This window comes from Catellatospora sp. TT07R-123, from assembly GCF_018327705.1.
Classification (GTDB): Bacteria; Actinomycetota; Actinomycetes; order Mycobacteriales; family Micromonosporaceae; genus Catellatospora.
Window position 1 is genome coordinate 4,362,480 of the sequence record NZ_BNEM01000002.1, and the last position, 23,969, is coordinate 4,386,448.

General features: G+C 71.5%; 19 protein-coding genes. 6 read left to right on the forward strand and 13 right to left on the reverse strand.

The window, feature by feature from the left end:
• Window positions 1–73: 73 nt before the first annotated feature.
• On the reverse strand, window positions 74–1,165 hold the full coding sequence (locus tag Cs7R123_RS39295) for a PLP-dependent cysteine synthase family protein (RefSeq protein ID WP_212834227.1): 1,092 nt from the start codon (window positions 1,163–1,165) through the stop codon (window positions 74–76).
• A 52-nt stretch (window positions 1,166–1,217) separates the two neighbouring features.
• Window positions 1,218–1,664, reverse strand: a complete 447-nt coding sequence (locus Cs7R123_RS39300; protein ID WP_212834229.1) for an Lrp/AsnC family transcriptional regulator — start codon at window positions 1,662–1,664, stop codon at window positions 1,218–1,220.
• A gap of 220 nt (window positions 1,665–1,884) precedes the next feature.
• Between Cs7R123_RS39300 and Cs7R123_RS41035 the strand changes: the two genes are divergently transcribed.
• Together Cs7R123_RS41035 and Cs7R123_RS39310 are read left to right on the forward strand one after the other, a co-directional pair.
• The gene (locus Cs7R123_RS41035; protein ID WP_308442909.1) at window positions 1,885–2,166 is read left to right on the forward strand and encodes a BldC family transcriptional regulator; all 282 of its coding nucleotides are present in this window, start codon (window positions 1,885–1,887) and stop codon (window positions 2,164–2,166) included.
• A gap of 152 nt (window positions 2,167–2,318) precedes the next feature.
• A complete protein-coding gene (locus Cs7R123_RS39310; RefSeq protein WP_212834231.1) occupies window positions 2,319–3,665 on the forward strand; it encodes a hypothetical protein in 1,347 nt (448 codons plus the stop codon).
• On the opposite strand, the gene Cs7R123_RS39315 is transcribed toward Cs7R123_RS39310, so the two are convergent.
• Entirely contained in the window at window positions 3,662–4,138 is a 477-nt protein-coding gene (locus tag Cs7R123_RS39315) for an SRPBCC family protein (RefSeq protein ID WP_212834232.1), read from the reverse strand. The two genes, Cs7R123_RS39310 and Cs7R123_RS39315, sit on opposite strands and share 4 nt — an antisense overlap.
• Before the next feature lie 58 nt (window positions 4,139–4,196).
• Here Cs7R123_RS39315 and Cs7R123_RS39320 point away from each other — a divergent pair, with 58 nt between their 5' ends.
• Window positions 4,197–4,844 carry a UbiX family flavin prenyltransferase gene (locus Cs7R123_RS39320; RefSeq protein ID WP_212834233.1) on the forward strand — a complete coding sequence of 216 codons (648 nt, stop codon included), beginning with the start codon at window positions 4,197–4,199 and terminating at the stop codon, window positions 4,842–4,844.
• 242 nt (window positions 4,845–5,086) lie between these two features.
• Here Cs7R123_RS39320 and mqnP read toward each other — a convergent pair whose 3' ends face one another.
• Window positions 5,087–5,989: a menaquinone biosynthesis prenyltransferase MqnP gene (gene mqnP / locus Cs7R123_RS39325; protein ID WP_212834234.1), complete on the reverse strand. Its 903-nt coding sequence runs from the start codon at window positions 5,987–5,989 to the stop codon at window positions 5,087–5,089.
• Window positions 5,986–7,449 (reverse strand): menaquinone biosynthesis decarboxylase, encoded by a 1,464-nt coding sequence (locus tag Cs7R123_RS39330; RefSeq protein WP_212834235.1) that lies wholly within the window; start codon window positions 7,447–7,449, stop codon window positions 5,986–5,988. The genes mqnP and Cs7R123_RS39330 overlap by 4 nt, the downstream gene beginning before the upstream one ends.
• 54 nt (window positions 7,450–7,503) lie before the next feature.
• Between Cs7R123_RS39330 and Cs7R123_RS39335 the strand changes: the two genes are divergently transcribed.
• Window positions 7,504–8,349: a hypothetical protein gene (locus Cs7R123_RS39335; RefSeq protein WP_244872427.1), complete on the forward strand. Its 846-nt coding sequence runs from the start codon at window positions 7,504–7,506 to the stop codon at window positions 8,347–8,349.
• A 103-nt stretch (window positions 8,350–8,452) separates the two neighbouring features.
• On the opposite strand, the gene ccsB is transcribed toward Cs7R123_RS39335, so the two are convergent.
• The 7 genes from ccsB to Cs7R123_RS39370 are packed head-to-tail and all read right to left on the reverse strand — an operon-like array spanning window position 8,453 to window position 15,483.
• Window positions 8,453–9,430 (reverse strand): c-type cytochrome biogenesis protein CcsB, encoded by a 978-nt coding sequence (gene ccsB / locus Cs7R123_RS39340; protein WP_212834236.1) that lies wholly within the window; start codon window positions 9,428–9,430, stop codon window positions 8,453–8,455.
• Window positions 9,431–10,978: a cytochrome c biogenesis protein ResB gene (locus tag Cs7R123_RS39345; protein WP_244872428.1), complete on the reverse strand. Its 1,548-nt coding sequence runs from the start codon at window positions 10,976–10,978 to the stop codon at window positions 9,431–9,433.
• Window positions 10,975–11,769, reverse strand: coding sequence for a cytochrome c biogenesis CcdA family protein (locus tag Cs7R123_RS39350; RefSeq protein ID WP_212834237.1), 795 nt, complete (start codon window positions 11,767–11,769; stop codon window positions 10,975–10,977). Before Cs7R123_RS39350 ends, Cs7R123_RS39345 begins: the two co-directional genes overlap by 4 nt.
• Window positions 11,769–12,323, reverse strand: coding sequence for a TlpA disulfide reductase family protein (locus Cs7R123_RS39355; RefSeq protein WP_244872429.1), 555 nt, complete (start codon window positions 12,321–12,323; stop codon window positions 11,769–11,771). Before Cs7R123_RS39355 ends, Cs7R123_RS39350 begins: the two co-directional genes overlap by 1 nt.
• Before the next feature lie 8 nt (window positions 12,324–12,331).
• A complete protein-coding gene (locus tag Cs7R123_RS39360) occupies window positions 12,332–12,961 on the reverse strand; it encodes a histidine phosphatase family protein (protein WP_212834238.1) in 630 nt (209 codons plus the stop codon).
• A 13-nt stretch (window positions 12,962–12,974) separates the two neighbouring features.
• Window positions 12,975–14,297, reverse strand: coding sequence for a glutamate-1-semialdehyde 2,1-aminomutase (gene hemL / locus Cs7R123_RS39365; RefSeq protein WP_212834240.1), 1,323 nt, complete (start codon window positions 14,295–14,297; stop codon window positions 12,975–12,977).
• Between the two features lie 10 nt (window positions 14,298–14,307).
• Window positions 14,308–15,483 carry an FAD-binding oxidoreductase gene (locus Cs7R123_RS39370; RefSeq protein ID WP_212834241.1) on the reverse strand — a complete coding sequence of 392 codons (1,176 nt, stop codon included), beginning with the start codon at window positions 15,481–15,483 and terminating at the stop codon, window positions 14,308–14,310.
• Between the two features lie 232 nt (window positions 15,484–15,715).
• On the opposite strand from Cs7R123_RS39370, the gene Cs7R123_RS39375 reads away from it, so the two are divergent.
• The gene (locus Cs7R123_RS39375) at window positions 15,716–17,824 is read left to right on the forward strand and encodes a S9 family peptidase (RefSeq protein ID WP_212834243.1); all 2,109 of its coding nucleotides are present in this window, start codon (window positions 15,716–15,718) and stop codon (window positions 17,822–17,824) included.
• Between the two features lie 66 nt (window positions 17,825–17,890).
• On the opposite strand, the gene Cs7R123_RS39380 is transcribed toward Cs7R123_RS39375, so the two are convergent.
• Window positions 17,891–21,514: a PKD domain-containing protein gene (locus Cs7R123_RS39380; protein ID WP_212834245.1), complete on the reverse strand. Its 3,624-nt coding sequence runs from the start codon at window positions 21,512–21,514 to the stop codon at window positions 17,891–17,893.
• Window positions 21,515–22,096: 582 nt separating this feature from the next.
• On the opposite strand from Cs7R123_RS39380, the gene Cs7R123_RS39385 reads away from it, so the two are divergent.
• Window positions 22,097–23,806 (forward strand): FG-GAP-like repeat-containing protein, encoded by a 1,710-nt coding sequence (locus Cs7R123_RS39385; RefSeq protein WP_244872430.1) that lies wholly within the window; start codon window positions 22,097–22,099, stop codon window positions 23,804–23,806.
• Window positions 23,807–23,969: the final 163 nt, after the last annotated feature.

Consider the following 23,969-nt stretch of genomic DNA (forward strand, 5'->3'; position numbering starts at 1 on the left):
ACCACTCCCGCATAGCAGCACCGATCAAGGCGCAGGTCACCCGACCTGCGCCTTTGTCGTCTCCTGCGGCGGGTCAGTCCTGCCAGGTGCCGGTGGCGAGGAAGTGGCGGACGACGTCGAGCGGCGCGGTCAGGTCCAGGCCCTGCTCGGCCAGCCACTGGTCGTCGTAGTACGTGTGGGCGTAGCGCTCGCCGCCGTCGCACAGCAGCGTCACCACCGAGCCGGTCTCGCCCCGCGCCAGCATCGCGGCGATCAGCCCGAACGCGCCCCACAGGTTGGTGCCGGTCGAGCCGCCGACCCGGCGGCCCAGCACCTCGGAGGCGATCCGCATCGCCGCCAGCGAGCCCGCGTCGGGCACCCGCACCATCCGGTCCACGATCGCGGGCTGGAACGACGGCTCCACCCGCGGGCGGCCGATGCCCTCGATCCGCGAGCCCTTGCCGGTGACCACGGACCAGTCACCCGCCTCGTAGGCGGGGTAGAACGCGGAGTTCTCGGGGTCGACGACGCAGACCTTGGTGCAGTGGCGCTGGTAGCGCACGTACCGGCCGATGGTGGCCGACGTGCCGCCGGTGCCCGCGCCGACGACGACCCAGGCCGGGATCGGGTGCCGCTCCAGGGACAGCTGCTGGAAGATCGACTCGGCGATGTTGTTGTTGCCCCGCCAGTCGGTGGCCCGCTCGGCGTAGGTGAACTGGTCCATGAAGTGCCCGCCGCGGTCCTCGGCCAGCCAGCGCGCCTCGACGACGACCTGCGACGGGTCGGCCACCAGGTGGCACTCGCCGCCCTGGAACTCGATCAGCTCGCACTTCTCCTTGCTGGTCGAGGCGGGCATCACCGCCACGAACGGGAGCCCCAGCATGCGCGCGAAGTAGGCCTCGGAGATCGCCGTGGAGCCCGAGGACGCCTCGACGATCGTGGTGCCGGAGCGGATCCAGCCGTTGCAGAGGGCGTACAGGAACAGCGAGCGGGCCAGCCGGTGCTTGAGCGAGCCGGTGGGGTGCACCGACTCGTCCTTGAGGTACAGGTCGATGCCCCAGGCCGCGGGCAGCGGGAACGGCAGCAGGTGGGTGTCGGCGCTGCGGTTGGCGTCGGCGGCCACCTTCGTGATCGCCTCGGTCACCCAGGCGCGGGCGTCGTCGCAACACCGGTCAAGCTGCTCCATGCGAGGACCGTAGCAGCGTCAGCCCCTTACCAGCCAGCCTCGCAGGCTGGGCTCAGACGAGCGGGCGGGGACGGCCTTCCCACGTGGTGGACAGCGCGATGGCGGTACGGGTGCGGGCCACGCCCCGGGTGCGCTGGAGCTTCACGATCAGGTGCTCCAGCTCGGTGATCGTGCCGACCCGCGCCTTCACCAGGTACGACTCCTCGCCCGCCATGAAGTAGCAGGACTCCAGCTCGGGGAACTCGCCCAGCGCCTCGCGCAGGTCGTCGCTGTCGGCGCCCGAGTCGGCCACGATGCCGATCAGCGCCGTGACGCCGAGGTCGATGGAGCTGGGCTCGACGTCGGCGTGGTAGCCGCGGATCACCCCCGACGCCTCCAGCTTGCCGACGCGGTCGTGCACCGCGGGCGCGGACAGGCCGACCTGGCGCGCGAGCTCGGCGTACGAGAGGCGGGCGTTGCCGCGCAGCAGGTCGAGTAGGTTGCGGTCGATGGCGTCCACACAGAGCACCTTAGAGGCAGTTTCTTCCAGAGTGGGCACGGAGGTGCCGATCTTCGGGCAATATACGAATGAGGTTCGCAACGTAGTAAGCGAACCCCCCAAAAGGTACATACAACCATTTTGGGGACACCATTCGATGATGGTGCTCTAATTGGGCGTACGGCCCAGCGGAGATGGCCCGGGTTTCCCGTACCACCTCCGTCGACGCGAGGAGGTGGGCGTGGACACGGGAGATCGCCTGTTGACACCTGGCGAGGTGGCCGCGCTGTTCCGGGTCGACCCAAAGACGGTGACCAGATGGGCAGCGGCCGGACGCATCGGCAGCATCCGCACACCCGGCGGGCACCGCCGGTTCCGCGAGTCGGAGGTGCGGGCCCTGCTGGAGGGCGAAGGCGAGTTCGAGGACGAAGACGTTCCGCCGCCACCCGCCGCCCCGCCCGGCCAGACCGGCCCCAGCGGGAACGGCACCGTCCGACCGACCGCGGGACGGCCGACGTACTGAAACATTCCGTCCAACCCGGACAGTACTTTCCGGACGGGGGAGGACAGGACAACCCTCTGGGTCGTAACCTCATCACGCGGCGCTGACCCGGCGCCTGTCACGGGCCACCGTACGGCGTGGCCCGTGCCGGACCTGAGGATACGAGTCGCCGCATGCCAACCAACCGGCGCGCCGCCCAGCTACTCGCCGCCACCTGCACGGCTCTGGAAGACGCCGTCATGCGGCACATGCCCGCCGGGCCCTACCGCGACTTCACCGCCTGGGCGTACTCCGCCGACAACCCCCGCCGCCACGAATACCTCCAGAGCTCCGGCGTCATCCAGCTCGTCACGATGACCACCGGGCTGCTCACCGGCCTGGTCGAGGAGGACGACTGGCCGGTGCTGCTGCACTTCGCCGGGCTCATGAACTGCTACCAGGTGTTCGAGGTCGTCTCGGACAACCTCGCGATCGGCCTCGGCTCGCCCCGGCTCGGCGCCCCGCAGCGCGAGCGGCTCGACCTCGTCACCGCCGTCAACCGGGCCATGCTCCAGGCGATCACGCCCGGCAACCGTACGCCCGCGATGCTCCTGCTGGCCGGACCCGCCCGCGAGGCCGCGCGGCACGCCTCCGGCTTCGACCTGAGCCTCGCCCGCGCCAAGCACGCCGGTATGGCCGAGGAGTACGCGCGCCACGTCGCAGGCGCCGGACGCACCGCGCCCATGCTGGACGAGCTCGAATACGGCGTCTGGTCGGCGCTCATCGGCAACATCGAGAGCTGCCGCGACCTCGTCGACGCCCTCGCCGGGACCGACACCGCCGTCATCGTCCGGCAGGGGCTGGCCGACCGGTACCGGGCCGCCGACCGGACCCTGCGCGCCACCCACCTGTCCCGGCTGGAACTGGCCGTGCTCGGCGAGCACAGCATCCTGGTCACCCCGACGCTCGCGTTCTTCATCGGGGTGCTGTGCGAGGCGCTCGTGCCCGCCCCCGGCTACCTGCGCGCCCTGGGCGACGGCACGCTGGCCGACCTGTACGCCGACGCGGCCGTGCTGGTCCGGTTGCAGAACGACATCGGCTCCCGGCTGCTGCGCCTGCCCGCGCTCCAGCAGAACTCGCTGATCCAGCGGCTGGCCGTCGCGTGCGCCCAGAACGGGGCGAGCACCGCCGAGGACGCGCTCGGCGTCCTGGCCACCGCCACCACCTCCAGCAGCCCGGAGCCTGACCCGCTCTTCACCCGCCTCCAGAAGGACATCGACAACGCCGAGAGCAACCTCGCCCTGTGGCACATGCGCCGGGCCGGGGACGCCGAGGGCGCGCTGCGGGCGCTGGCCGACAGCCTCACCTACTACGCCGGGCTGTACGCCCAGCACAGCGCGCGCCTGGCCAACGGCCTGGGCGAGCTCGACGAGCGGACCGGCGACCGCCGCGCGGGCACGATCGTGGACCGCTTCGTCCGCTTCCACGAGCGCATGTACGCCCACCGCCACACCGACCCCATCGGCGAGTACGCGGTCTAGCCGCCCGGCACCGAGGCCTCGATGACCGCCGGCACGCGCCGGAAGTAGCGCCGGGCCAGCAGCGACAGCACCGGGCTGAACAGCGGCCCGAGCCACGACCACGGCCGTACCGCGGCCACCTCCGCCACCAGCCGGAACGCGGTCCGCCCCGGCTCCAGCGCGGTCCACTCGTAGTGCGCGGTGTACGGCAGGCGCCCCTGCCGGACCGTGATCGTCTGCGTGACCGGCGGCTGCTGCGCCACGACCTCCAGCCGGATCACGTCACGCACCCCGAGCAGCACGGTGTCCAGCTCGTACACGGTGCCGACGCCGCCGTCCCCGGTCAGCCGCGCGGCCGCCCGGACCCCGCCCCACCACTGCGGGTCGTGCCGCAGGTCCGACAGGTACCCGAAGACCTGGGCGATCGGGCGGTCCACCACGATCCGCACCGCCACCCGGAACTTCGCCGATCCCGCCCCCGCTCCATTGGCCATGATCGAGGCTAGGCGGCGCCGCTCCGGCCGGTCAACGGCGGCGGCTAGTGTCGGTGGCATGCCCGCTGCCGAGTCACCCCGTACGCCCTGGATAGTGGGGGTGTCCGGCGCGTCCGGGACCCCGTACGCCGCGGCGGTGCTGCGGGCGCTGCTGGCCGGCGGGCACGCGGTCGACCTCGTGGTGTCCCGGGCGGCGCGGCTGACCATCCTCGACGAGACCGGGCATTCGCTGCGCGACGCGCACTGGCGCGAGGACCTGGCGCTGTGGCTGGACCACCCGCTGGACGGCGCGGACCTGCGCTACTGGCCCGCGGGGGATCTCGCGGCGGGACCGAGCAGCGGGTCGTACCGGGCCAGGGGCATGATCGTCGTCCCGGCCTCGACCGCCGCCTGCGCCGGGATCGCGCTCGGCCTGTCCAAGGACCTGCTCCAGCGGGCCGCCGAGGTCAACCTCAAGGAGCGGCGGCCGGTCGTGGTCGTGCCGCGCGAGACACCGGTCACCCGCAGCCACCTGCTGCACCTGGTCGAGCTGATCGACTCGGGCGCGGTGGTGCTGCCCGCCAGCCCCGGCTTCTACGGCATCGGCGCCAAAGCGCAGGCTCAGCAGCTCGTCGACTTCGTGGCGGGCAAGGCCCTCGACGCCGCCGGCATCGACCACGACCTGCTCACCCGCTGGACCGGCCACCTCGGCACCCGCCCGACCTGACCCGCACCCGCGCCGCCACACCCCGCGCCACCCCGCGCCGCGTCCGCGCCCCGCGCGGTGGGTGCGAGGGTGCAGTTTCGGGGAAAGTGCTGGAATCGCGGCCAAGATTCGCGCACTTTCCCCGAAACTGCACGGATCTTGAGGGCCTGGACGCGGCGGGCGGACGGCGGCGGACGCGGCACGCCGAACGCGGCGCGGCGCGCGGCCCCGGGCAGGGGACGCGCGCCGCGAGGTGGGCTCGGTCAGGAGATGACGAGGGCGAGCAGGGCGAAGGCGAACAGGGCGATGCCGACGAAGCCGTTGGCGGTGAAGAAGGCCCGGTTGACCTTGGACAGGTCGGTCGGGGTCACGATGACGTGCTGGTACGCGAACGCGCCCGCCGTCAGCGCCAGCCCGATCCACCACGGCCAGCCCAGCCCGACCCACACCCCGAAGAGCACGAACAGCACGAACGTGACCACGTGCACGGCGGTGGAGATGCGCAGCGCGTTGGCCACGCCGTAGCGGGCGGGGACGCTGCGGACCCCGATCTGCCGGTCGATCTCGGCGTCCTGGCAGGCGTAGATCAGGTCGAAGCCGCCGATCCACAGCCCGACGGCCAGCCCGAGCAGCCAGGCCGGGCCGGACCCGGCGAACGTGCCGGTGACCGCGAGCCAGGCGCCGATCGGGCCGACCGCCTGCGCCAGCGCCAGGATCGCGTGCGGCCAGTTCGTGAACCGCTTGCCGTACGGGTACAGCACCAGCGGCACCACCGCCAGCGGCGCCAGCAGCGCGCACAGCGGGTTCAGCGCCAGCGCCGCGCCCATGAACACCACCAGCGCCGCGATCGCGCCCAGCCACGCGGTCCGGACGCTGACCGCGCCGGTGACCAGTTCGCGCTGGGCGGTGCGCGGGTTGCGGGCGTCGATGTGCCGGTCGATGATCCGGTTCGCGGCCATCGCGAAGGTGCGCGCGCCGACCATCGCGACCGTGATCAGCAGCAGGGTGATCCAGTCGACGCGGCCGAGGACGCGGTCCATGGCCACGAGCGCGGACAGGTACGCGAAGGGCAGCGCGAACACCGAGTGCTCGATCGCGACCAGCTTGAGGAAGGCCTTGACGTGGCCCCCGCTCGGTTTGTCGGCCAGGGTGGCGGTGGCGCTCATCTGAACCCGTACTCCTTCCAGCGCTTGTCGACCTTCGAGACGACCTCGGGGGACATCCGCATCTCCTCCGGCCAGCCGCGCGTGTAACCCTCGGTGGGCAGCTTGCGGGTCGCGTCGACGCCGGCCTTGCCGCCCCAGAACTGCTGGTACGACGCGTGGTCCAGGTGGTCGACCGGCCCCTGGGTCAGCACCAGGTCGTGGGCGTAGTCGACGTTGCCGAAGGCGCGGAACGCCACCTCCTGGAGGTCGCGCGGGTCGCAGTCGTCGTCCACCACCACGATCAGCTTGGTGAGGCTGAGCAGGTGGGCGCCCCAGACCGCGCTCATCACCTTCTGCGCGTGCTTCGGGTACCGCTTGTTGATCGCCACGACCAGGCAGTTGTGGAACACGCCCGCCTCGGGCATGTGGTAGTCCACGATGTCCGGCACCAGCAGCTTGATCAGCGGCAGGAAGATGCGCTCGGTGGCCCGGCCGATCGGCCCGTCCTCCTGCGGCGGCTTGCTCGTGATGATCGAGTGGTAGACCGGGTCGCGGCGCATCGTCATGCACTCGACGTGCAGCACCGGGAACGGCTCCACCGGCGTGTAGAAGCCGGTGTGGTCGCCGAACGGGCCCTCGGGCAGGCGCTCGCCGGGCTCGACCCAGCCCTCCAGGATCACGTTGGCGCTGGCGGGCACCTGCAACGGCACGGTCAGGCAGTCGACCAGCTCCACCCGCTCGCCGCGCAGGAACCCGGCGAAAAGGTACTCGTCGATGTCGCCGGGCAGCGGGGCGCTCGCCGCGTACGACACCACGGGGTCGCTGCCGAACGCGATCGCGACCGGCAGGCGCTCGCCGCGCCGCTCGGCCACCGCGTGGTGCGCCGTGGAGTCCTTGTGGATCTGCCAGTGCATGCCGACGGAGTTGTGCGAGTGCTGCTGGAGCCGGTAGAGGCCCAGGTTGCGCTTGCCGGTCTCCGGATGCTTGGTATGGGTCAGCCCGTAGTTGTGGTAGATGCCGCCGTCGCCCGGCCACATCACCAGCCCCGGCAGCAGGTTCAGATCGACGTCGGAGCCCTTGAGCACGACCTCCTGGCACGGAGCGTTCTTGACCTTCTTCGGCGGCACCGACTTGAGCTGGAGCACCTTGCCCAGCCCGTCCAGCATGCCGCTGAAGCCGACCGGCAGCTCCGGCTTGACCAGCCCGCCGATGCGGGCGCCGATCTCGTCGAAGTCCTTCACGCCCAGCGCCATCGCCATCCGGCGGTCCGAGCCGAAGATGTTGATCGCCAGCGGCATCGAGCCGCGCGTCGGCCGCTCGAACAGCAGCGCCGGGCCCTTGGCCCGCACCGTACGGGTGACGATCTCGCTGATCTCCAGGGTGGGATCGACCGGGGCCTTGACCCGGTGCAGCTCACCGGCGCGCTCCAGCGCGTCGAGGAAACCCTGCAGGTCGTCGAAGGGAAAGCGCGGTGCGGCCATGCCCGCCATCCTAGAGTGGCGTCACCGGGGGTTCCGCGCGCAGTTGACGCAGATGTGAAGCCCCCCATCTCGGGCCTGCTGGCGCTGACCCTCGCGCTCGGCGGCCTGACCGGCTGCGCCCCCACCGAACCGGACCTGCCGTGGTGTCCGCGCGGCGAGGCCGCGTCCACCCACGCGCCCACCGCGCCGCCCAGCCGCGCCAACGCCTGCCGGGCCCGCGCCACGCAGCTGGAGCCGGTGCTGAGCGCCCCCGCCCGGCCGTCGCTGCCGGTGCCCCGCCCCGGCTACCACCACCTCGGCGCGACGTCGGCCGGACGCTGGTCGGGCGTGCTCGGCCGGATCGAGGTACGCGACACCGGCGTCCGCCCCGGCACCATGGACTTCGTCGCCGCCCGGTTCATGGCCAAGTCCGGCGACGGCCCGGACGGCGTGGCCTGGCTGGAGGCCGGGTGGTCCGAGACCGGCTGGTCCGGGGACGGGCGGCAGCGCGTCTACACGTACGACACCAACACCAGTGCCTGGTCCTTCTACGACCAGTACGCGGTCCTGCCCGGCGAGCGCCTCTGGGTCTACCTCCAGACCGAGGGCGACGCCGAACGGCCGCTGTGGCAGGCGTGGCTGTGGTGGGGCGACTCGTGGCACCTGCTGGCCGAGCAGGCCCTGCCGCTGACCGGCCGCGCCCGCATCGAGCAGTACGTCGAGCTGCACACCGACCCCGCCCAGCCCACCGCGCTCGCCCTGCCGGAACTCTCCGTCGACAGCGTCCAGCTCAAGGACGGCCCCGCCGGCCCGCTACGCCCCTGGCAGGCCGACATCCCGACCGCCCCCGGCACCCCCGCCGACGGCTACTGCCTCCACTGGCGCCACCACTACGACACCTGGACCGCCACCACCTGCTGAGCGGAACGCGGGTTTCGTGCAGTTTCGGGGAAAGTGCGGGAATCTTGGCCCGCTTATCGACACTTTCCCCGAAACTGCACGAACGCGCGGAGGAGGAGAAGGGCTAGTCGAGGCCGCCGTAGGAGTGGAGGCCGGTGAAGAAGATGTTGACGCCGAACAGGTTCATCAGCATCGTGACGAACCCGAGCACGGCGATCCAGGCGGTGACCGAGCGCTTCACGCTGGGCGTGGCGCGGGCGTGCAGGTAGGCCGCGTAGACCACCCACGAGATGAACGCCCAGACCTCCTTGGGGTCCCAGCCCCAGTAGCGGCCCCAGGCCGCCTCGGCCCAGATCGCACCGGCGGTGACGCCGAAGGTCCAGATCGGGAACGCGAACGCGTGCAGCCGGAACGACAGCCGCTCCACCGCCTCCGCGTTGGCCAGCCGCGCGCCGAACGCGTACAGGAAGCCGCGCTTGCCGGCGTCGTAGCCGGAGCGGACCAGGTACATGGCCGAGGCCGCGCCGCCGACCAGGAACAGCGAGGACGAGGTCGCGACCGAGCCGATGTGCACGACGAACCAGTACGAGTCCAGCGCCGGCACCAGCGGCCCGACCGGGGTGTAGAGCACCATCCCGGCCACGCCGACCAGCAGCACCTCGACCAGCATCACGAACAGGCCCAGGTGCCGCACCTGCGGGTTGCGCCACAGCGTGACCAGCCAGACCGCCACGCCGAGCAGGGTGACCGCGAGGACGTACTCGTACATGTTGCCCCACGGCACCCGGCCCGCGGCCAGGGCGCGGGTGACGATGGTGCCGACGTGGGCCAGGGCGCCGACGACCGTGACGATCGCGGCGGCGCGGCCGATCAGGTCGGCGTTGATCGGACGCCGGGGAGCGGCGGGTGCGGGCGGGGCCGCGTACGGTGACTCCTCCACGACCGGCGGGCCGCCCGCGCCGACCAGCTCACGGGCCGGGGCGGCGGCGGCCTTGGCGATCACGCCGCGGCCGCCGAAGGAGTACTCGGCGGCGTGCAGCAGCATCGCCACGACGTACGACATGATCGTGACGATGAGGAGGTTGTCGGAGAGCGCAGCCACTTAGCGTCGCCACCTTTCGACCAGCGAGGCGAACTCGTCTTGGAATCCCGGGTATTCGGTGCGTGGCAGGCCCCCGGCCTGCGCCGTGCCGTCGGGGTGCAGCTTCAGCCACACCCGGCGGCGCCGGCCGTACAGCGACAGTGGCAGCCCGACCAGCAGCAGGATCACGCCGACGAGCACGATCTGCTCGCCCGGGTCGTGCCGGATCGACACGGTGATCCACTGGCGGGTGCCGACGAACTCCAGCCGGCTGCCGTCGGGCAGCGTCCAGGTCTCGCCCTTGCGCAGCAGCTTCGCCTCGCCGTAGCGCTTGAGCCGCCCGGCCTCGATCTGCCGCTTGTCCAGCTCGTAGACCGAGCCGGTGATGCCCGCGTCCAGCCCCAGGTCGCCCCGGTACGCGGTGAGCACCAGGACGGGGTTGCGCTCCAGCGGGAAGTCCGACACCAGGTACGGCGCCTTGTCCCGGGTCGGCAGGTAGCGGCCGTCGAAGCCGATCTGGGCGCTCTTGTCCCCGCCGTTGGCGTCGGGGAACATCGCCACGCCCAGGCTGGTCAGCGTGCCGTCGGTGAACGGGAACGGCGCGACGGTCTCCTGCGTGACGCCCTTGGCGTCGGTGTAGCGCAGCACCGGGGCGTAGCCGTGGCCGAGCAGGTACACGTTGGCGCCGTCGAGCCGCAGCGGGTGGTTCACCGCGAACGTGCGGCTGCCCAGGTCCGTGCCGTGCGCGTCGGTGACCTGCGTGGTCGCCTGGAACGAGATCGGGCTGCCGTTCTCGCGGAAGTCGGCCTTGAAGTCGGTGAGTTCTAGGCAGAACCCGGCCAGGTCGGCGGGGCCGACCTGCGGGCCGAGCCCGTACTCGTCGAACTGCTGGAGGGTGCTGCAGAACGCCTGGTCGGGGCCGACCACCAGGAGCCGGTTGGCGTGCCAGCCCCACTGCGCGCCGATGCCCACGCCGATCAGGATGACCAGCAGCGAGCTGTGGAACAGCAGGTTCCCGGCTTCCTTGAGGTAGCCCTTCTCGGCGGCCAGGGTGACGGTGCCGTCGGGCTGCTCGCGGCGCACCGTACGCCAGCCCTTGAGCGCGGCCCGCGCCCCCGCCTCGTCGACGTTCAGCTCGGCCGACTGCGGCAGCCGCTCCAGCCGCCGCGGCGCGTCCGGCGGCGGGGTGCGCAGCGCGCGGACGTGCTCGGCCAGCCGGGGCGTGACGCAGCCGATCAGCGAGGTGAACAGCAGCAGGTAGATGGCGGCGAACCAGGGCGAGGCGTACACGTCGAAGCCCCACAGCCGCTCCAGCACCGGTGCCAGGTCCGGGTGGGCGGCGTAGAACTTCGCCACGTCCTCGGTCTTGACCGCGTGCTGGGGCAGGACCGACCCGGGGATGGCCGCGACGGCGAGCAGGAACAGCAGCACCAGCGCGGTGCGCATGCTGGTCAGCTGGCGCCAGCCGTTGCGGGCCGCGACGAGCGCGGCCACCACGAACCTGGGGGTACGCCCGGGCGGCGGCCCCGCCTGCGCCGTCTCGACCGGCGCGTCGACGTCGGTGCTCAAATGCTCACCTCGCCCACGCCGAAGTTGGTCTGCAACCAGATCACGAAGTCGCCCCAGGCGCCGCTCATCAGGGCGATCCCGACGGCGATCAGCATCGCCCCGCCGATGCGGGTGACCCAGCGCGAGTTGCGCCGGATGAACCCGACCACGGCGCCGAGGCGGCGCATGCCCAGCCCCAGGGCCAGGAACGGGATGCCGATGCCCAGGCAGTACGCCAGCCCGAGCACGACCGCGCGGGCGGTGCCCCCGCTGACGCTGGCCAGCGCCCCGACCGCGCCCAGGGTCGGCGACACGCACGGCGCCCAGCTCAGCGCGAACACGGCGCCGAACACGGGGGCACCCCACAGCCCGGCCTGCGGCAGGCGCTGGAGGCGCCACTGCGTGTCCAGGCCCGGGATCACCCCGAGGAAGGCCAGGCCCATCAGCACGATCAGCGCGCCGACGACCGTCTGGAGCAACCGGTCATGGGTGAGCAGCATCCGGCCGACCTGCGCGAGCACCAGCGTCGTGGTCAGGAAGACGGCGGCGAAGCCCGCCGTGAACAGCAGCGTCCCGGCGACGACCCGGCCCCGGCGCGCGGTGCCCTGCCCGGTGCGGTCCTCGCCCAGGGTCGCGTCGAGGTCGGCACCGACCAGGCCGGTGACGTACGACAGATACCCCGGCACCAGCGGCAGCACGCAGGGCGACAGGAAGCTGGCCAGCCCGGCCAGGGCCGCGACGGCGACGGCCGCGATCAGCGGTCCGCCGGTGACGACCGAGGCGAAGTCCAGATTCGTTGACGGCACGGCCATCAGGAGGCCTGCTCGGCGGCGATCTCCTGGACGATCGGGGTGAGCTCGGCGACCGAGGTCGCCTTGCGGATCGCCGCGGCGACCCTCCCCTGCCGGTCGATGATCAGGGTGGACGGGGTGCCCGCGGGCGGGATCTCGGTGAAGCGCAGGGCCAGGCGTCCGGCCGGGTCGTAGATGCTCGGGTAGCTGGTCTTGGCGGACTCGAACGCCTTGGCCTTGTCCCGGTCGTCGCGGTGGTTGACCCCGACGAACTCGACGCCGGACGCCTTGGTCGCCTGGTAGACCTGCTCCAGGTCCGGCGCCTCGCGCCGGCACGGCGCGCACCAGCTGGCCCAGAAGTTCAGCACGACCACCTTGCCGCGCAGCGCGGCCAGGTCGTAGCCGCCGCCGGCGAGCAGGTCACCGGTGACGGCGGGAGCGGGCTTGCGATCGCCCGGCGGGATCCGCAGCACCACGGCGGTGTCGGCGTCGTCGACGCCGCAGCCGGTCAGCGCGAGCGCCGCGGCACCGGCGAGGGCCAGCACGGCTCGGCGCGAGTGGGGGCGAGCAGTCACGCGCCCCATCATGCCCCGCGCCCGGCTCCGGTTCCCAGGTGGGCTGCCGGCTCGGTGTATGTGATCTGCACCAACCGGTCGTCGTCGAAGACGAAGGAGGTCAGGCTGGCCAGCCCGCACTGGCGGCGGCGCGGGTCGTGCCAGAGGCGGCGGCCCTCCAGCGCGGTGCGCAGGGTCCAGATCGGAAGCTGGTGGGAGACGCAGACCGCCTCGTGGCCGCGGGCGGCGTCGCGGGCGGCGTACAGCGCGCGGGTCATCCGCACCGCGATGTCCCGGTAGGCCTCGCCCCAGCTGGGCCGGAACGGGTTGCGCAGCACCCGCCAGTTACGTGGGTCACGCAGCGCGCCGTCTCCGGCGCCGACCCGCATGCCCTCGAAGTAGTTCGCGCTCTCGATCAGGTCGGGGTCGGTCGCGACGGGCAGCCCGAACTGCTCGGACATCGGCTGGGCGGTCTCGATCGCGCGCTCCAGCGGGCTGGAGACGAGGTAGGTGACGTCGTGCTCGGCCAGGGCGGACGCGGCGGCCTTGGCCATCTGGCGGCCGAGGTCGGACAGCTGGAAGCCGGGCAGGCGGCCGTACAGGATCTTGGTGGGGTTGTGGACCTCACCGTGGCGCAGCAGGTGGACCGTGGTTCGCATGGCGCGGTCCGGTTCAGGCCGCGGCCGCGGCGCGGGCGGCGTGCGGCAGCGCGCGGGCGATGTGGTCCAGCGCCTCCTCGCCGATGGCGCCGGAGACGAACCACGACTCGTACGCGCTCGGCGGCAGGTAGACCCCCTGCGCCAGCATGCTGTGGAAGAAGGCCCGGAACGCGTCCACGTTCTGCGTCTTCGCCCCGTCGTAGTCGCGCACCTCGGCGTCGGTGAAGAAGACCGAGAACATGCTGCCCGCGGTGGCGAGCCGGTGCGGCACCCCCGCCTCGGCCAGCGCCTTGGTGGCCAGCTGGCCGATCGTCGCCGCGGTCGCGTCGAGCCGGGCGTACAGCGCGTCGTCGGCCAGGCGCAGCGTGGCCAGGCCCGCGGCGCAGGCCAGCGGGTTGCCCGACAGCGTGCCCGCCTGGTACACCGGCCCGGCCGGCGCCAACCGGGACATGACCTCGGCGCGGCCGCCGAACGCGGCGGCGGGCAGGCCGCCGCCCATGACCTTGCCGAACGTCCACAGGTCGGCGTCGACGGGCTCCAGCCCGTGCCAGCCCGAACGGGACACCCGGAAGCCGGTCATCACCTCGTCGACGATGAGCAGCGCGCCGTGGCGGTGCGCGATCTCGGCCAGCCCGGCGTTGAACCCGGGCAGCGGCGCGACCACGCCCATGTTGCCCGCGGCCGCCTCGGTGATGACCGCCGCGATGTCCGGCCCGTGCGCCGTGAACGCCTGCTCGACGGCGGCCAGGTCGTTGTACGGCAGCACGACGGTCTCGCTCGCCCCGGCGCCGGTCACCCCGGGCGTGTCCGGCAGCGCCAGCGTGGCCAGGCCGGACCCCGCCGCGGCCAGCAGCGCGTCCACGTGCCCGTGGTAGCACCCGGCGAACTTGATGATCTTGGTGCGCCCGGTGAACCCGCGCGCCAGCCGGATCGCCGACATGGTGGCCTCGGTGCCCGAGTTGACCAGCCGGATCTGCTCGGCGGCGGTCCGTGCGACCAGTTCCTCGGCCAGGTCGACCTCGCCCGGGGTGGGCGTGCCGAAGCTGGTGCCCCGGGTCGCGGCGTCCTGGATGGCGGCGACCACCTCGGGGTGGGCGTGGCCCAGCAGCAGCGGGCCCCACGAGCAGACCAGGTCGACGTAGCGGCGGCCGTCGGCGTCGAACAGCCAGGGACCCTCGCCGCGGACCATGAACCGGGGCACGCCGCCGACCGCGCGGAACGCCCGGACGGGCGAATTCACCCCGCCCGGAACGATGGCGGCCGCCCGGTCGAAGAGCTCCTGGGAGGCGGGTGCGTCTGCCGGGTAGCGGTCCACCGGCTCATTCGTGTCGATCACAGCATTCGGATTATGGCACGCGGTATGCCGTCAGCGGCTCCCGCAGGTGCGCCGGGGCGGCCTGCACCACAGCCGAGCCCCCGCGGGCCAGCAGCACCTCGCGCAGCGTCTCCAGCACCATGGTGAGCTGGCCGGTCGGCAGATCGGCCGGGATCGCGGCCCACGCGTGCCCGAACCCGATGCTGCCGCGCACGGGCACCGGCATGCCGACGGCGTCGGCCAGCACGTAGCAGATCGAGTGCAGGTAGCCGTCCGGGACGTGCAGCTTCACCGCCACCTCGTCGGAGCGGAACGGGTAGCGGCCCCACCACACCGGCGCGCGCTGCGCCAGGTGCGCGCGGTCGCCGAGGCGCTCCAGCAGCCGCCGGGTCCGGTCGGCCACGCTCACCTCGGACCCCTCGAACAGCACGGCCAGGGCACCGGTCGCGTCGCGGCGCGCGGACGCCTGGGCGCCGCGCCGGACGCCCGGCAGGTCCAGCTCGATCGCGGTCGGCGCCAGGTGCGCGGCGAGCACCTCCTCGCGCAGTTCGGGCACGCGCAGCGGCTGCTCGACCGGGCACACCACCCAGGCACCGGCCGGGGGCTGCGGGTAGGTCCGCAGCGTCACGTCGACGATGAGGCTGGCGTGGTGCGGGCGGCCCGGACTGGTCCAGCGCAGGTCGAACACGCCGGTGCCGAGCAGCCGGGCCCGGTCGGCCAGCGTGGTGACGGTGCCGTCGGGCAGGACCACGGTGGCGTCGGCGACCTGCACCGCGGGCGGGCCGTACAGGTGGGCCAGCGGGCCGAACTCGGCTGTGGCCAGCACGCCGCCGAAGGTGGCCCGGTCGGTCGGCGGGTCCAGCGCGAGGCGGCGCCCGAGGCGGGCCACCGTGTCCTGGGCGGCCGCGACGGACTCGCCCGCCCCGACGGTGACCTGCTCGCTGCCCGTGTCGTAGCTGGTGCGGGCGAGCCCGGCGGTCTCCACGACCAGGTCGACCGTGTCGGCCGGGTCGGCCCAGGCCAGTTTCGAACCGCCGCCGTACGGCAGCACCGACATCCCCGACCGGTACGCGCAGCGCATCATGGCGGAGGCTTCGGCCAGATCGCGCGGGGTGGCTACCTGTCGCACCGCCATGCCGTCGAGCCGGTCACCCGGACGGACCGGGCCCAGCCGCGACAGCTCGTCCACATCGGACCCATCACGCACCGGTGCCGCCATCTCACGCTCCAACCGCGATGGTGCCTGTATGACAAGTTGACTCCGCCGGAAGGCGGGACGCGATACGCCAGAGAGTCACTTTTCCGCATAGTGGAAAAACTCACTTTTCCCGGCACCGCGCAACCGAGCTTGTTCGAACGTGTGTTCGATATTACGCAACCTGTCCGGGTACGGCAATCACCGCTGCTGCCTGGCCTGTCGGCCCGGTAGCGTTACCGCCATGACTTCCGATCTCCTCGGCGCGCCGGGCAAGCCCCCGGTCGCGCAGCGGATGGCGAGCACCCGCAGCCACCACGGCGACGACGTCCTGGACGAGTACGCGTGGCTGGAGGTGAAGGAGGACCCCGCCGTCCTGGACTACCTGAAGGCGGAGAACGCGTGGACCGACGCGGCCACCGCCCACCTGTCGGCCCTGCGCGACACCCTCTTCAACGAGATCAAGGGCCGCACCCAGGAGACCGACCTGTCGGTCCCCGTCCGCAAGGGCTCCTACTGGTACTACAGCCGCACCGAAGAGGGCCGGCAGTACAGCATCTTCTGCCGCCGGGCCGTGGCCGAGGGCGAGACCGCCCCGCCGATCCCGCCGGACGGCGCGCCGCTGGCGGGCGAGGAGATCCTGCTCGACGGCAACAAGCTGGCCGAGGGCCACGACTACTTCTCGCTGGGCACCTACAACATCAGCCCGGACGGGCGGCTGCTGGCGTACTCGACCGACTTCGACGGCAGCGAGCGGTTCACGCTGCGGGTGAAGGACCTGGCCAGCGGCGACCTGCTGCCCGACGAGGTCGCCGACACGTTCTACGGCTCGGCCTGGTCGCTGGACGGCTCGACGCTGTTCTACCTGACCGTCGACGAGGCGTGGCGGCCGCACAAGGTGTGGCGGCACGCGGTCGGCACCACCGGCGCCGACGAGCTGGTGTTCGAGGAGCCCGACGAGCGGTTCTGGATCGGCGTGGAGCTCGGCCGCTCGCAGCGGTTCATCCACATCGACGTGCACAGCAAGATCACCAGTGAGGTGTGGCTGATCCCGGCCGACCGTCCCGGCGACGCGCCGCAGGTGATCAAGCCGCGCGTGCAGGGCCTGGAGTACTCGGTCGAGTCGCAGGGCGACCGGCTGCTGATCCTGCACAACCGTGACGCCGAGGACTTCAGCCTGGCCGAGGCGCCGGTGGACGACCCGGCGGACTGGCGCGAGCTGATCGCGCACGAGCCGGGGGTACGCCTCGACGACGTCGACGCGTTCCACGACCTGATCGTGGTGTCGCTGCGCCGCGACGGCCTGACCGGCCTGCGCCTGCTGCCCTCAAGCGGCGACCCGGTGGACCTGTCGTTCCCCGAGCCGCTGTACACGGTCGGCCTGTCGGTGAACCCCGACTACCACGCCGGCCAGCTGCGGCTGGGCTACGCGTCGATGGTCACCCCGGACTCGATCTACGACTACGACCTGGCCACCGGCGCCCTGCTGCTGCGCAAGCAGAAGCCGGTCCTGCCCGGACCGTCCGGCGTGCCGTACGACGCGACCCGCTACGAGCAGCACCGCGTCTGGGCGACCGCCGAGGACGGCACCCGCGTGCCGATGTCGGTCGTCTGCGCGGTGGGCACGAAGCTCGACGGGGCCAACCCGTGCCTGCTCTACGGCTACGGGTCGTACGAGTCGAGCATGGACCCGTGGTTCTCCATCCCGCGGCTGTCCCTGCTCGACCGCGGCGTCGTGTACGCCGTGGCGCACGTGCGCGGCGGCGGCGAGCTGGGCCGCCACTGGTACGACGAGGGCAAGATGCTGCACAAGCGCAACACGTTCACCGACTTCGTCGCGTGCGCCCGGCACCTGGCGGCGTCGGGCTGGACCAGCGCCGACCGCATCGTGGCCCGCGGCGGCTCGGCCGGTGGCCTGCTCATGGGCGCCATCGCCAACCTGGCCCCGGACGCGTTCACCGGGATCGTGGCGCAGGTGCCGTTCGTCGACCCGCTGTCGTCGATCCTCGACCCGTCGCTGCCGCTCACGGTCACCGAGTGGGAGGAGTGGGGCAACCCGCTGGAGGACGCCGACGTGTACTCGTACATGAAGGGCTACTCGCCCTACGAGAACGTGGCCGACCTGAAGTACCCGGCCATCCTCGCGGTGACCAGCCTCAACGACACCCGGGTCCGCTACAGCGAGCCCGCCAAGTGGATCGCGAAGCTGCGCGCCACCGCCGCCGCCGGGGACTACCTGCTCAAGACCGAGCTGGGCGCCGGTCACTCGGGCCCGTCGGGACGCTACGACGCGTGGAAGGAAGAGGCGTTCGTGGGCGCCTGGACCCTGGACCGGTTCGGCCTGGCCGGCTGAGCCGCGACTGCCGCAACGAGAACGCCCCCCGCCGGTGATCCGGCGGGGGGCGTTCTCGTCTGTTCGTCAGGCAGCCGCGACAGTCACCTGGACCGTGGTGGTCCCGGCCTTGCCCCAGCCGTCCGTGACGGTGAGGGTCACCGTGTAGGTGCCCGCCGCCGTGAACGTGTGCGACGGGGAGGCGGCGGTGCTGTTCGCCGTGCCGTCACCCCAGACCCACAGGTAGGTGCGAGTGTCGGTGGTGTTGGCGTCCGTCGAGGCCGCACCGGAGAAGTTGCACGCCAGCAGGGCGCACGACGGGGTGCCGATCACCGCGACGGGTGCCACGTTGCCCGCGGGCTCCGTGATCGTCACCGGCGTGGTCTTCGTCGCGGTCGCGCCGTACTCGTCGGTCACCGTGAGCACCACGTTGAACGTCGCCGCCGAGGTGTACGTCTTCGTGGCCACCGCGCCCGAGCCGGAGCCCTGGCCGAAGTTCCACGAGTACGTCAGCGCCGGGGTGTTCTCATCGGTCGAGGTGCGGCCGTCGAAGGTGCAGACGTTCTGCGCGCACGACACGGTGAAGTTGGCCACCGGCGGGTTGTTCGGCGGGACGGTCACGGTCACGTGCACGTCGGCAGTCGGGTTCGTCGCGAACCCGTGCTGGTCGACGCCGCGCACCCGGACGGTGTAGCTGCCGGCCGGGATGACCGGGGTGGTGTACGAGTAGTTCGAGCCGGGCGAGCCGGGCGAGTTGAGGAACGCGGTCCGCCAGCTCTCCGAGGTGCTCGTGAACGTGCCGGAGGAGCTCATGTACCGGCCGTTGCCGTCCACGATCGCCACCTGGGCCTGCGCGATCTGCTGGTCGTCCTCGACCCGGCCGCTGACGAAGATGCGCGCGTCGGTGAACGTCGCACCCTCGATCGGCGCCATCAGGGCCGTGGTCACCGTCGGCGGCAGGTCACCCGGGAAGATCTGGTAGGTGGCCGTCGCGCCGGTGGTGCTGGTGTCCTGCTGGCCCGCGTTGTCGTAGGCGTACGCGGTCACGGCGTAGTTGCCCTGGCTGGGCAGGTTCGCACCGAGGGTCCAGGTGGTGCTCGTGCCGCCCGGCGTGGCCAGGACCGCGTCGCGGGTGGCGAACGCGGCGCTCAGCGTGCCGTCGGCCTGGAGGTACCGGCTGCTCGCGGTCTCCCGGAAGGCGACCTTGACACTCGCCACGCCCTTGTCGTCGGTCGCGGTGCCGGCGATGTTCAGGTTCAGCACCTGGCTGACCTGGTTGCCGGTCACGTTGAGCAGGCCGTTCGGCGGGGCGTCACCGGGGATCTGGGCGTTGATCGTGAGCTTGCCCTGGTTGCCGCTGCTGGTCTCCAGGCCCACGTCGTCCACGGCCTTGACCGAGAACGAGTAGGTGCCCTGCTTCAGGTTGAACGGCGTGGTCCACGACCAGTTGGTGGTGGTGGCGTTGAGGTTCAGCGGCGTGACGCGGAACCAGCCCGCCTGCACGTCGGTGCTCCAGGTGCCGTCCGAGGCCAGGTTCTCGCGCGTGGTGCTGTTGCGCAGCTGGATCTCGACGCCGAACAGGTTCTGGTCGTCGGAGGCCGAGCCGGAGAAGGTCACCGGGCCGCCGGGCGCCACGGTCAGCGGCGCGGTCGCGGTCGGCGGGTTCATCACCGCGGGGCTGGTGACGTTGACCGACGGCGCGATGCCGGTGGTGCTGACGATCCAGGTGCGGTCGCTGGTGTCCAGCGACGACTGGCCGACGGTGTCGACCGGCACGACCTGCATCTGCCACGGGCCCTCGTACGGGACCTCGACCTCGACCGACCAGGTGGTGTTGGTGCCGCCCACCACGTCCGGCGTGATCCGGAACGAGTTGTAGGTGGCGCCCGCCGAGCCGTCGTCCTGCACGTACCGGTTGGTGTTGGTGTCGCGCAGCGTGTAGCTGAGCGAGTTGACACCGAAGTCGTCCGTGGCGGTGCCCGTGACCGTGAACGTGGTGGTCATGACCGGGCTGGCCGGGCCGGTGATCGACGCGGACGGCGTACGGTCGTCGAGGCTGAACGTCTCGAACTTCTTGATCGCCTTGGTCGCGTCGCTCTGGCCGTTGACCGCGAACGCCTTGGCCTGCACCTTGATCGCGTGGTTGCCCGCGACCGTCAGCGGCAGCGACCAGGTCGTGTTGACCGCGTTCGGCGACGCCAGGTTCGTGTTGATCACGGTCGCGGCACCCCAGGTGACCAGGTCCTTCTGCAGGTACCGGTTGTTGGCGGTGTCGATGATCTCCAGCTGGACGCGCGAGACGCCGCTGGTCGCGGTCGCCGTGCCCGTCAGCGTGAACTGCTGCCCGGCCGGGTAGACGTACCCCTCGACCGGCGAAGTGATCTTGGTGTCGTACGGCGAGGCCGCCGGGATCGTGTTGAAGTCGTAGAAGGCGACCCGGCCGACGTTGAAGCCGCCCTGCGTGGTCGCGTCGCCGCCGGCGAACAGACCGCGCGGGGTGACCAGCATCGCCTTGTTGCCCTCGAACGAGTTCGAGCCCGGGTTCCACTCCAGCGCCTTGCCGTTGGCCGGGTCGAGCGCGCCGATGTGGTCGCGCCGGACGACCGCGTCCCCGAGGCCGTAGCCGCCGAGGCCCTGGCCGGTGCCGTAGCCGACGTTGTCCAGGCCCGGCCACGGGTCCGGCGCCAGCTGCGACTCGTTCCACGAGAAGTGGCCGCCGACGTAGACCGCGTTCTCCGCGATCGCCACCGAGTACACCGAGTCGAAGCAGCGCGCGATCCACAGCGGCTGCACGTTGTCGTTGCCCGCGATGGGCAGGGCGACCACGGTGTCGTTGATCGGGGGCCGGTCACCGCCGGAGCCGCTGGTCACGACCATGTACTGGTCGTTGGGGGCGATGTCGCCCGCGTACGCCCGCTGGATGCCGCCGACGAACTGGAGGTTGTCCTCCCACAGCCGGGTGCGCCAGGGCAGCAGCTGGTTGTTCGTGGTGTTGATCAGGCCGACGCCGTAGCGGTCCTGCCCGGCGATCTTGCGGCCGGTGTGCACGACCATCAGCTTGCTGTCGTCGTGCGAGAGCACCAGGGCCTGCACGGTCAGGGCGCCGTCGACGCCGATGCCGCCGGACAGGTCGTTCTGGAAACCGGTCACCACCGCGCCGGTCGACGCGTTGACCGCGGCCAGGCCGACCTTCGCCACGTTGTTGATGGTGGTGAACTGCCCACCGATGTACAGCGTGGTGTTGGTGGCCGCCAGCGCGGTGCCCGCGCCGTTGGCGTTGGCGGTGAAGCCGGCCACCGGGGCGCCCGTGGTCGGGCTGATCGAGGCGACCTTCTTCTTCGACACACCGTTGATGGTGGTGAAGCGGCCCGCGACGAACAGCTTGGTGCCGTCGGGCGAGGCCTCGATCTCGGTCACGCCGCCGCCGCCGAAGACCGGCTTGAAGCTGGCGTCGACCAGGCCGGTGTCGATGTTGTACGACGCCAGGTAGGCCTGGTTGTAGTTCGTCGTGTTCGTCGACGTGGCGTTCTTGATCGACGTGAACGTGCCGGCGATGAAGACCCGGTTGCCGATGTACTCGATGTCCGTGATCTCACCGGTCGTGATCCGCGGCGTGTTCGTCCGCGGCAGGTCCGGCACCAGCTTCGTGTGCCCAGGCTTGGGCTGGGCCGCCGTGGCGGCCGGGGCGGTGGCGACGTTGAAGGCGACCACAGCCAGAACAGGTAGCGCTCCGGCTAAGGACGCTGCTACGACAGATGCCACGCTCTTGCGCGCGCGCACAGTTGACCCCCACACCCCTAGGAATCTTGGAAAAGGAAAAGACCAGTAAAAACAGGCTCCCCTGGGAAGCCTACGGAGCACCCTGTCAGGTCACCGCTCGGTCGGGAATGGCCTCTTCGTTTCTCCGCAATAGCCGACCGGTCTATAACAACCTGATAACCGGTCCTTCACGGTGGAAGCCCGACCGCGGCACGTCCGACCACACCAGACATTCAACGGGTATCGCCGCAGCCTGCACCTATCGCCACGTGAAGATCCACCAGGTGTCGCGCCGGGCTGTGGCGGCCGCCGACCGAGGTGTGTTCTCGCCCACGACACACGTCCGGTTCGCGACAGATCCACCGACTCCGCACGCGCTGTCACCCCGCGATGACGTCGCGCTGCGCCAACCCTCCACCCTGATGGATCCGGTCGGGCCCGCCCTGCCCTGATCGGCGTGCATCTATTGAAGTTTATTTTCATGACTGATTTACTCAAGCGAATTTTTCACCATACCCAGGATGGAAGGTCCGCATGAGCACCCCCCTGCGCCGCGCGCTGGCCGCCGTGGCGATCACGATCGCCGGGGTCGCCGCCGCGCCGGCCGCACCGGCGGTCGGCGCCCCCGAACCCGGCATGAACGTCATCTGGTCGACCGACTTCAGCAACGGCTGGGCCGGCTGGCTCGACACCCCCTGGAACGACCAGCCCCAGGGTGCCGTCGCCCGGCCGACCGTGCAGCCCTCGCCGGACGGGCAGGGCCGGGCCGCGCGGTTCTACCTGGCCGGCGGCCAGCAGCGCAACGAGTCGCAGCCCACCGCTGCGCAGAACATCACCGAGGGCCAGACCTACATCGTCCGGTTCACCGACTACCTCGCCCCCGGTTTCCCGACCGCCACCGGCGACTGGCAGGTGGTCATGCAATTCAAGAACGACTCGACCGGTTCGCCGCCGATCGAGATCAAGATCGGGCACGGCAAGTACGCCCTGGACGGCAACAACGGCGCCTGGTCGTACGACATCGGCAACGCCGTGACCGGGGTGCCCATCACCATCACCGTGCGGGTCACGTTCTCCGCCAACGCGGGCACCGCGGTGATGGACGCCTGGTACAACGGCGTGCAGACCGTGTCCGGCCAGCACCCCAAGGGCGCCGGCACGCTGTACTCCGGCCAGAACAGCTACCTCAAGACCGGCCTCTACCGCAGCACCGCGATCAGCCAGGCCGGGGCCCGGTACATGAAGAGCCTGGTCATCGCCACGCCGGGCACCGGCACCCCGCCGCCGGTCACCGGGACCGAATACCACGCGGGCTCGGCCACCGACTTCAACGGCGACGGCCGCAGCGACGTCGTCACCTTCACCAAGGGCGCGCTCGCCGACGTGTACGCCGCGACGTCGACCGGCACCGCGTTCACCGGCACCAGCGTCAAGTGGAACGACTACTTCGGCCTCGACGGCGAGCAGCAGTCCACCGGCGACGTGAACGGCGACGGCAGGGACGACGTCGTCACCTTCGCCAAGGGCGGCACCGACGACGTGTACGTCGGCCTCTCCACCGGCACCGCTTTCGCCGCGGGCGCCAAGTGGCACGACTCCTTCTCACCTGGCGCGCAGGTGCCCGCCGTCGGCGACGTCAACGGCGACGGCAGGGCCGACCTCGTCTCGTTCAGCCACGACGGCGACGCCGACGTGTGGGTAGCCCTGTCCACCGGCACCTCGTTCGGGCCCGCGGTGAAGTGGTACGAGTTCTTCTCGGTCGCGGGCGAGTACCCGGGCCTGGGCGACGTCGACGGCGACGGCCGGGACGACATCATCACCTTCACCCAGGGGACCAACGCCGACGTGTGGGTGGCCCTGTCCACCGGCACCTCGTTCGGCACCGCCGCGATCTGGCACGACCTGTTCGCGGTCGGCGCCGAGCAGCCGCGCATCGGCGACGTCGACGGCGACGGCAGGGACGACATCGTCACCTTCACCTGCGACGCCAACGCCGACGTATACGTCGCGAAGTCCAACGGCAGCGCGTTCACCGGCACCACGGTGAAGTGGAACGACTTCTTCTGCCTGGCCGGGGAGTTCCCGTACCTCGGCGACGTCAACGGCGACGGCAGGGACGACATCATCGTGTTCACCAGGGGCAGCACGTACGGCGTGTACGTGGGGCTGTCCAACGGCAGCTCGTTCGCGGGCGGCGTGAAGTGGCACGACTACTTCGGCGTGCCGGGCGAGACCACGCTCTGAGCTGCGGCGGGGAGGGCGCGGACCGCGGCCCTCCCCGCCACATCGCGTTCGGATCCGCCGCGAACCTGCGGCACGCCGAGTGGGGTTAGTCGAAGTGGTGGTCGGCTGTGAACCGACCGACCATCGGTGGCAATCGCTGATGGCGCTGACTGCTACCTGCCCG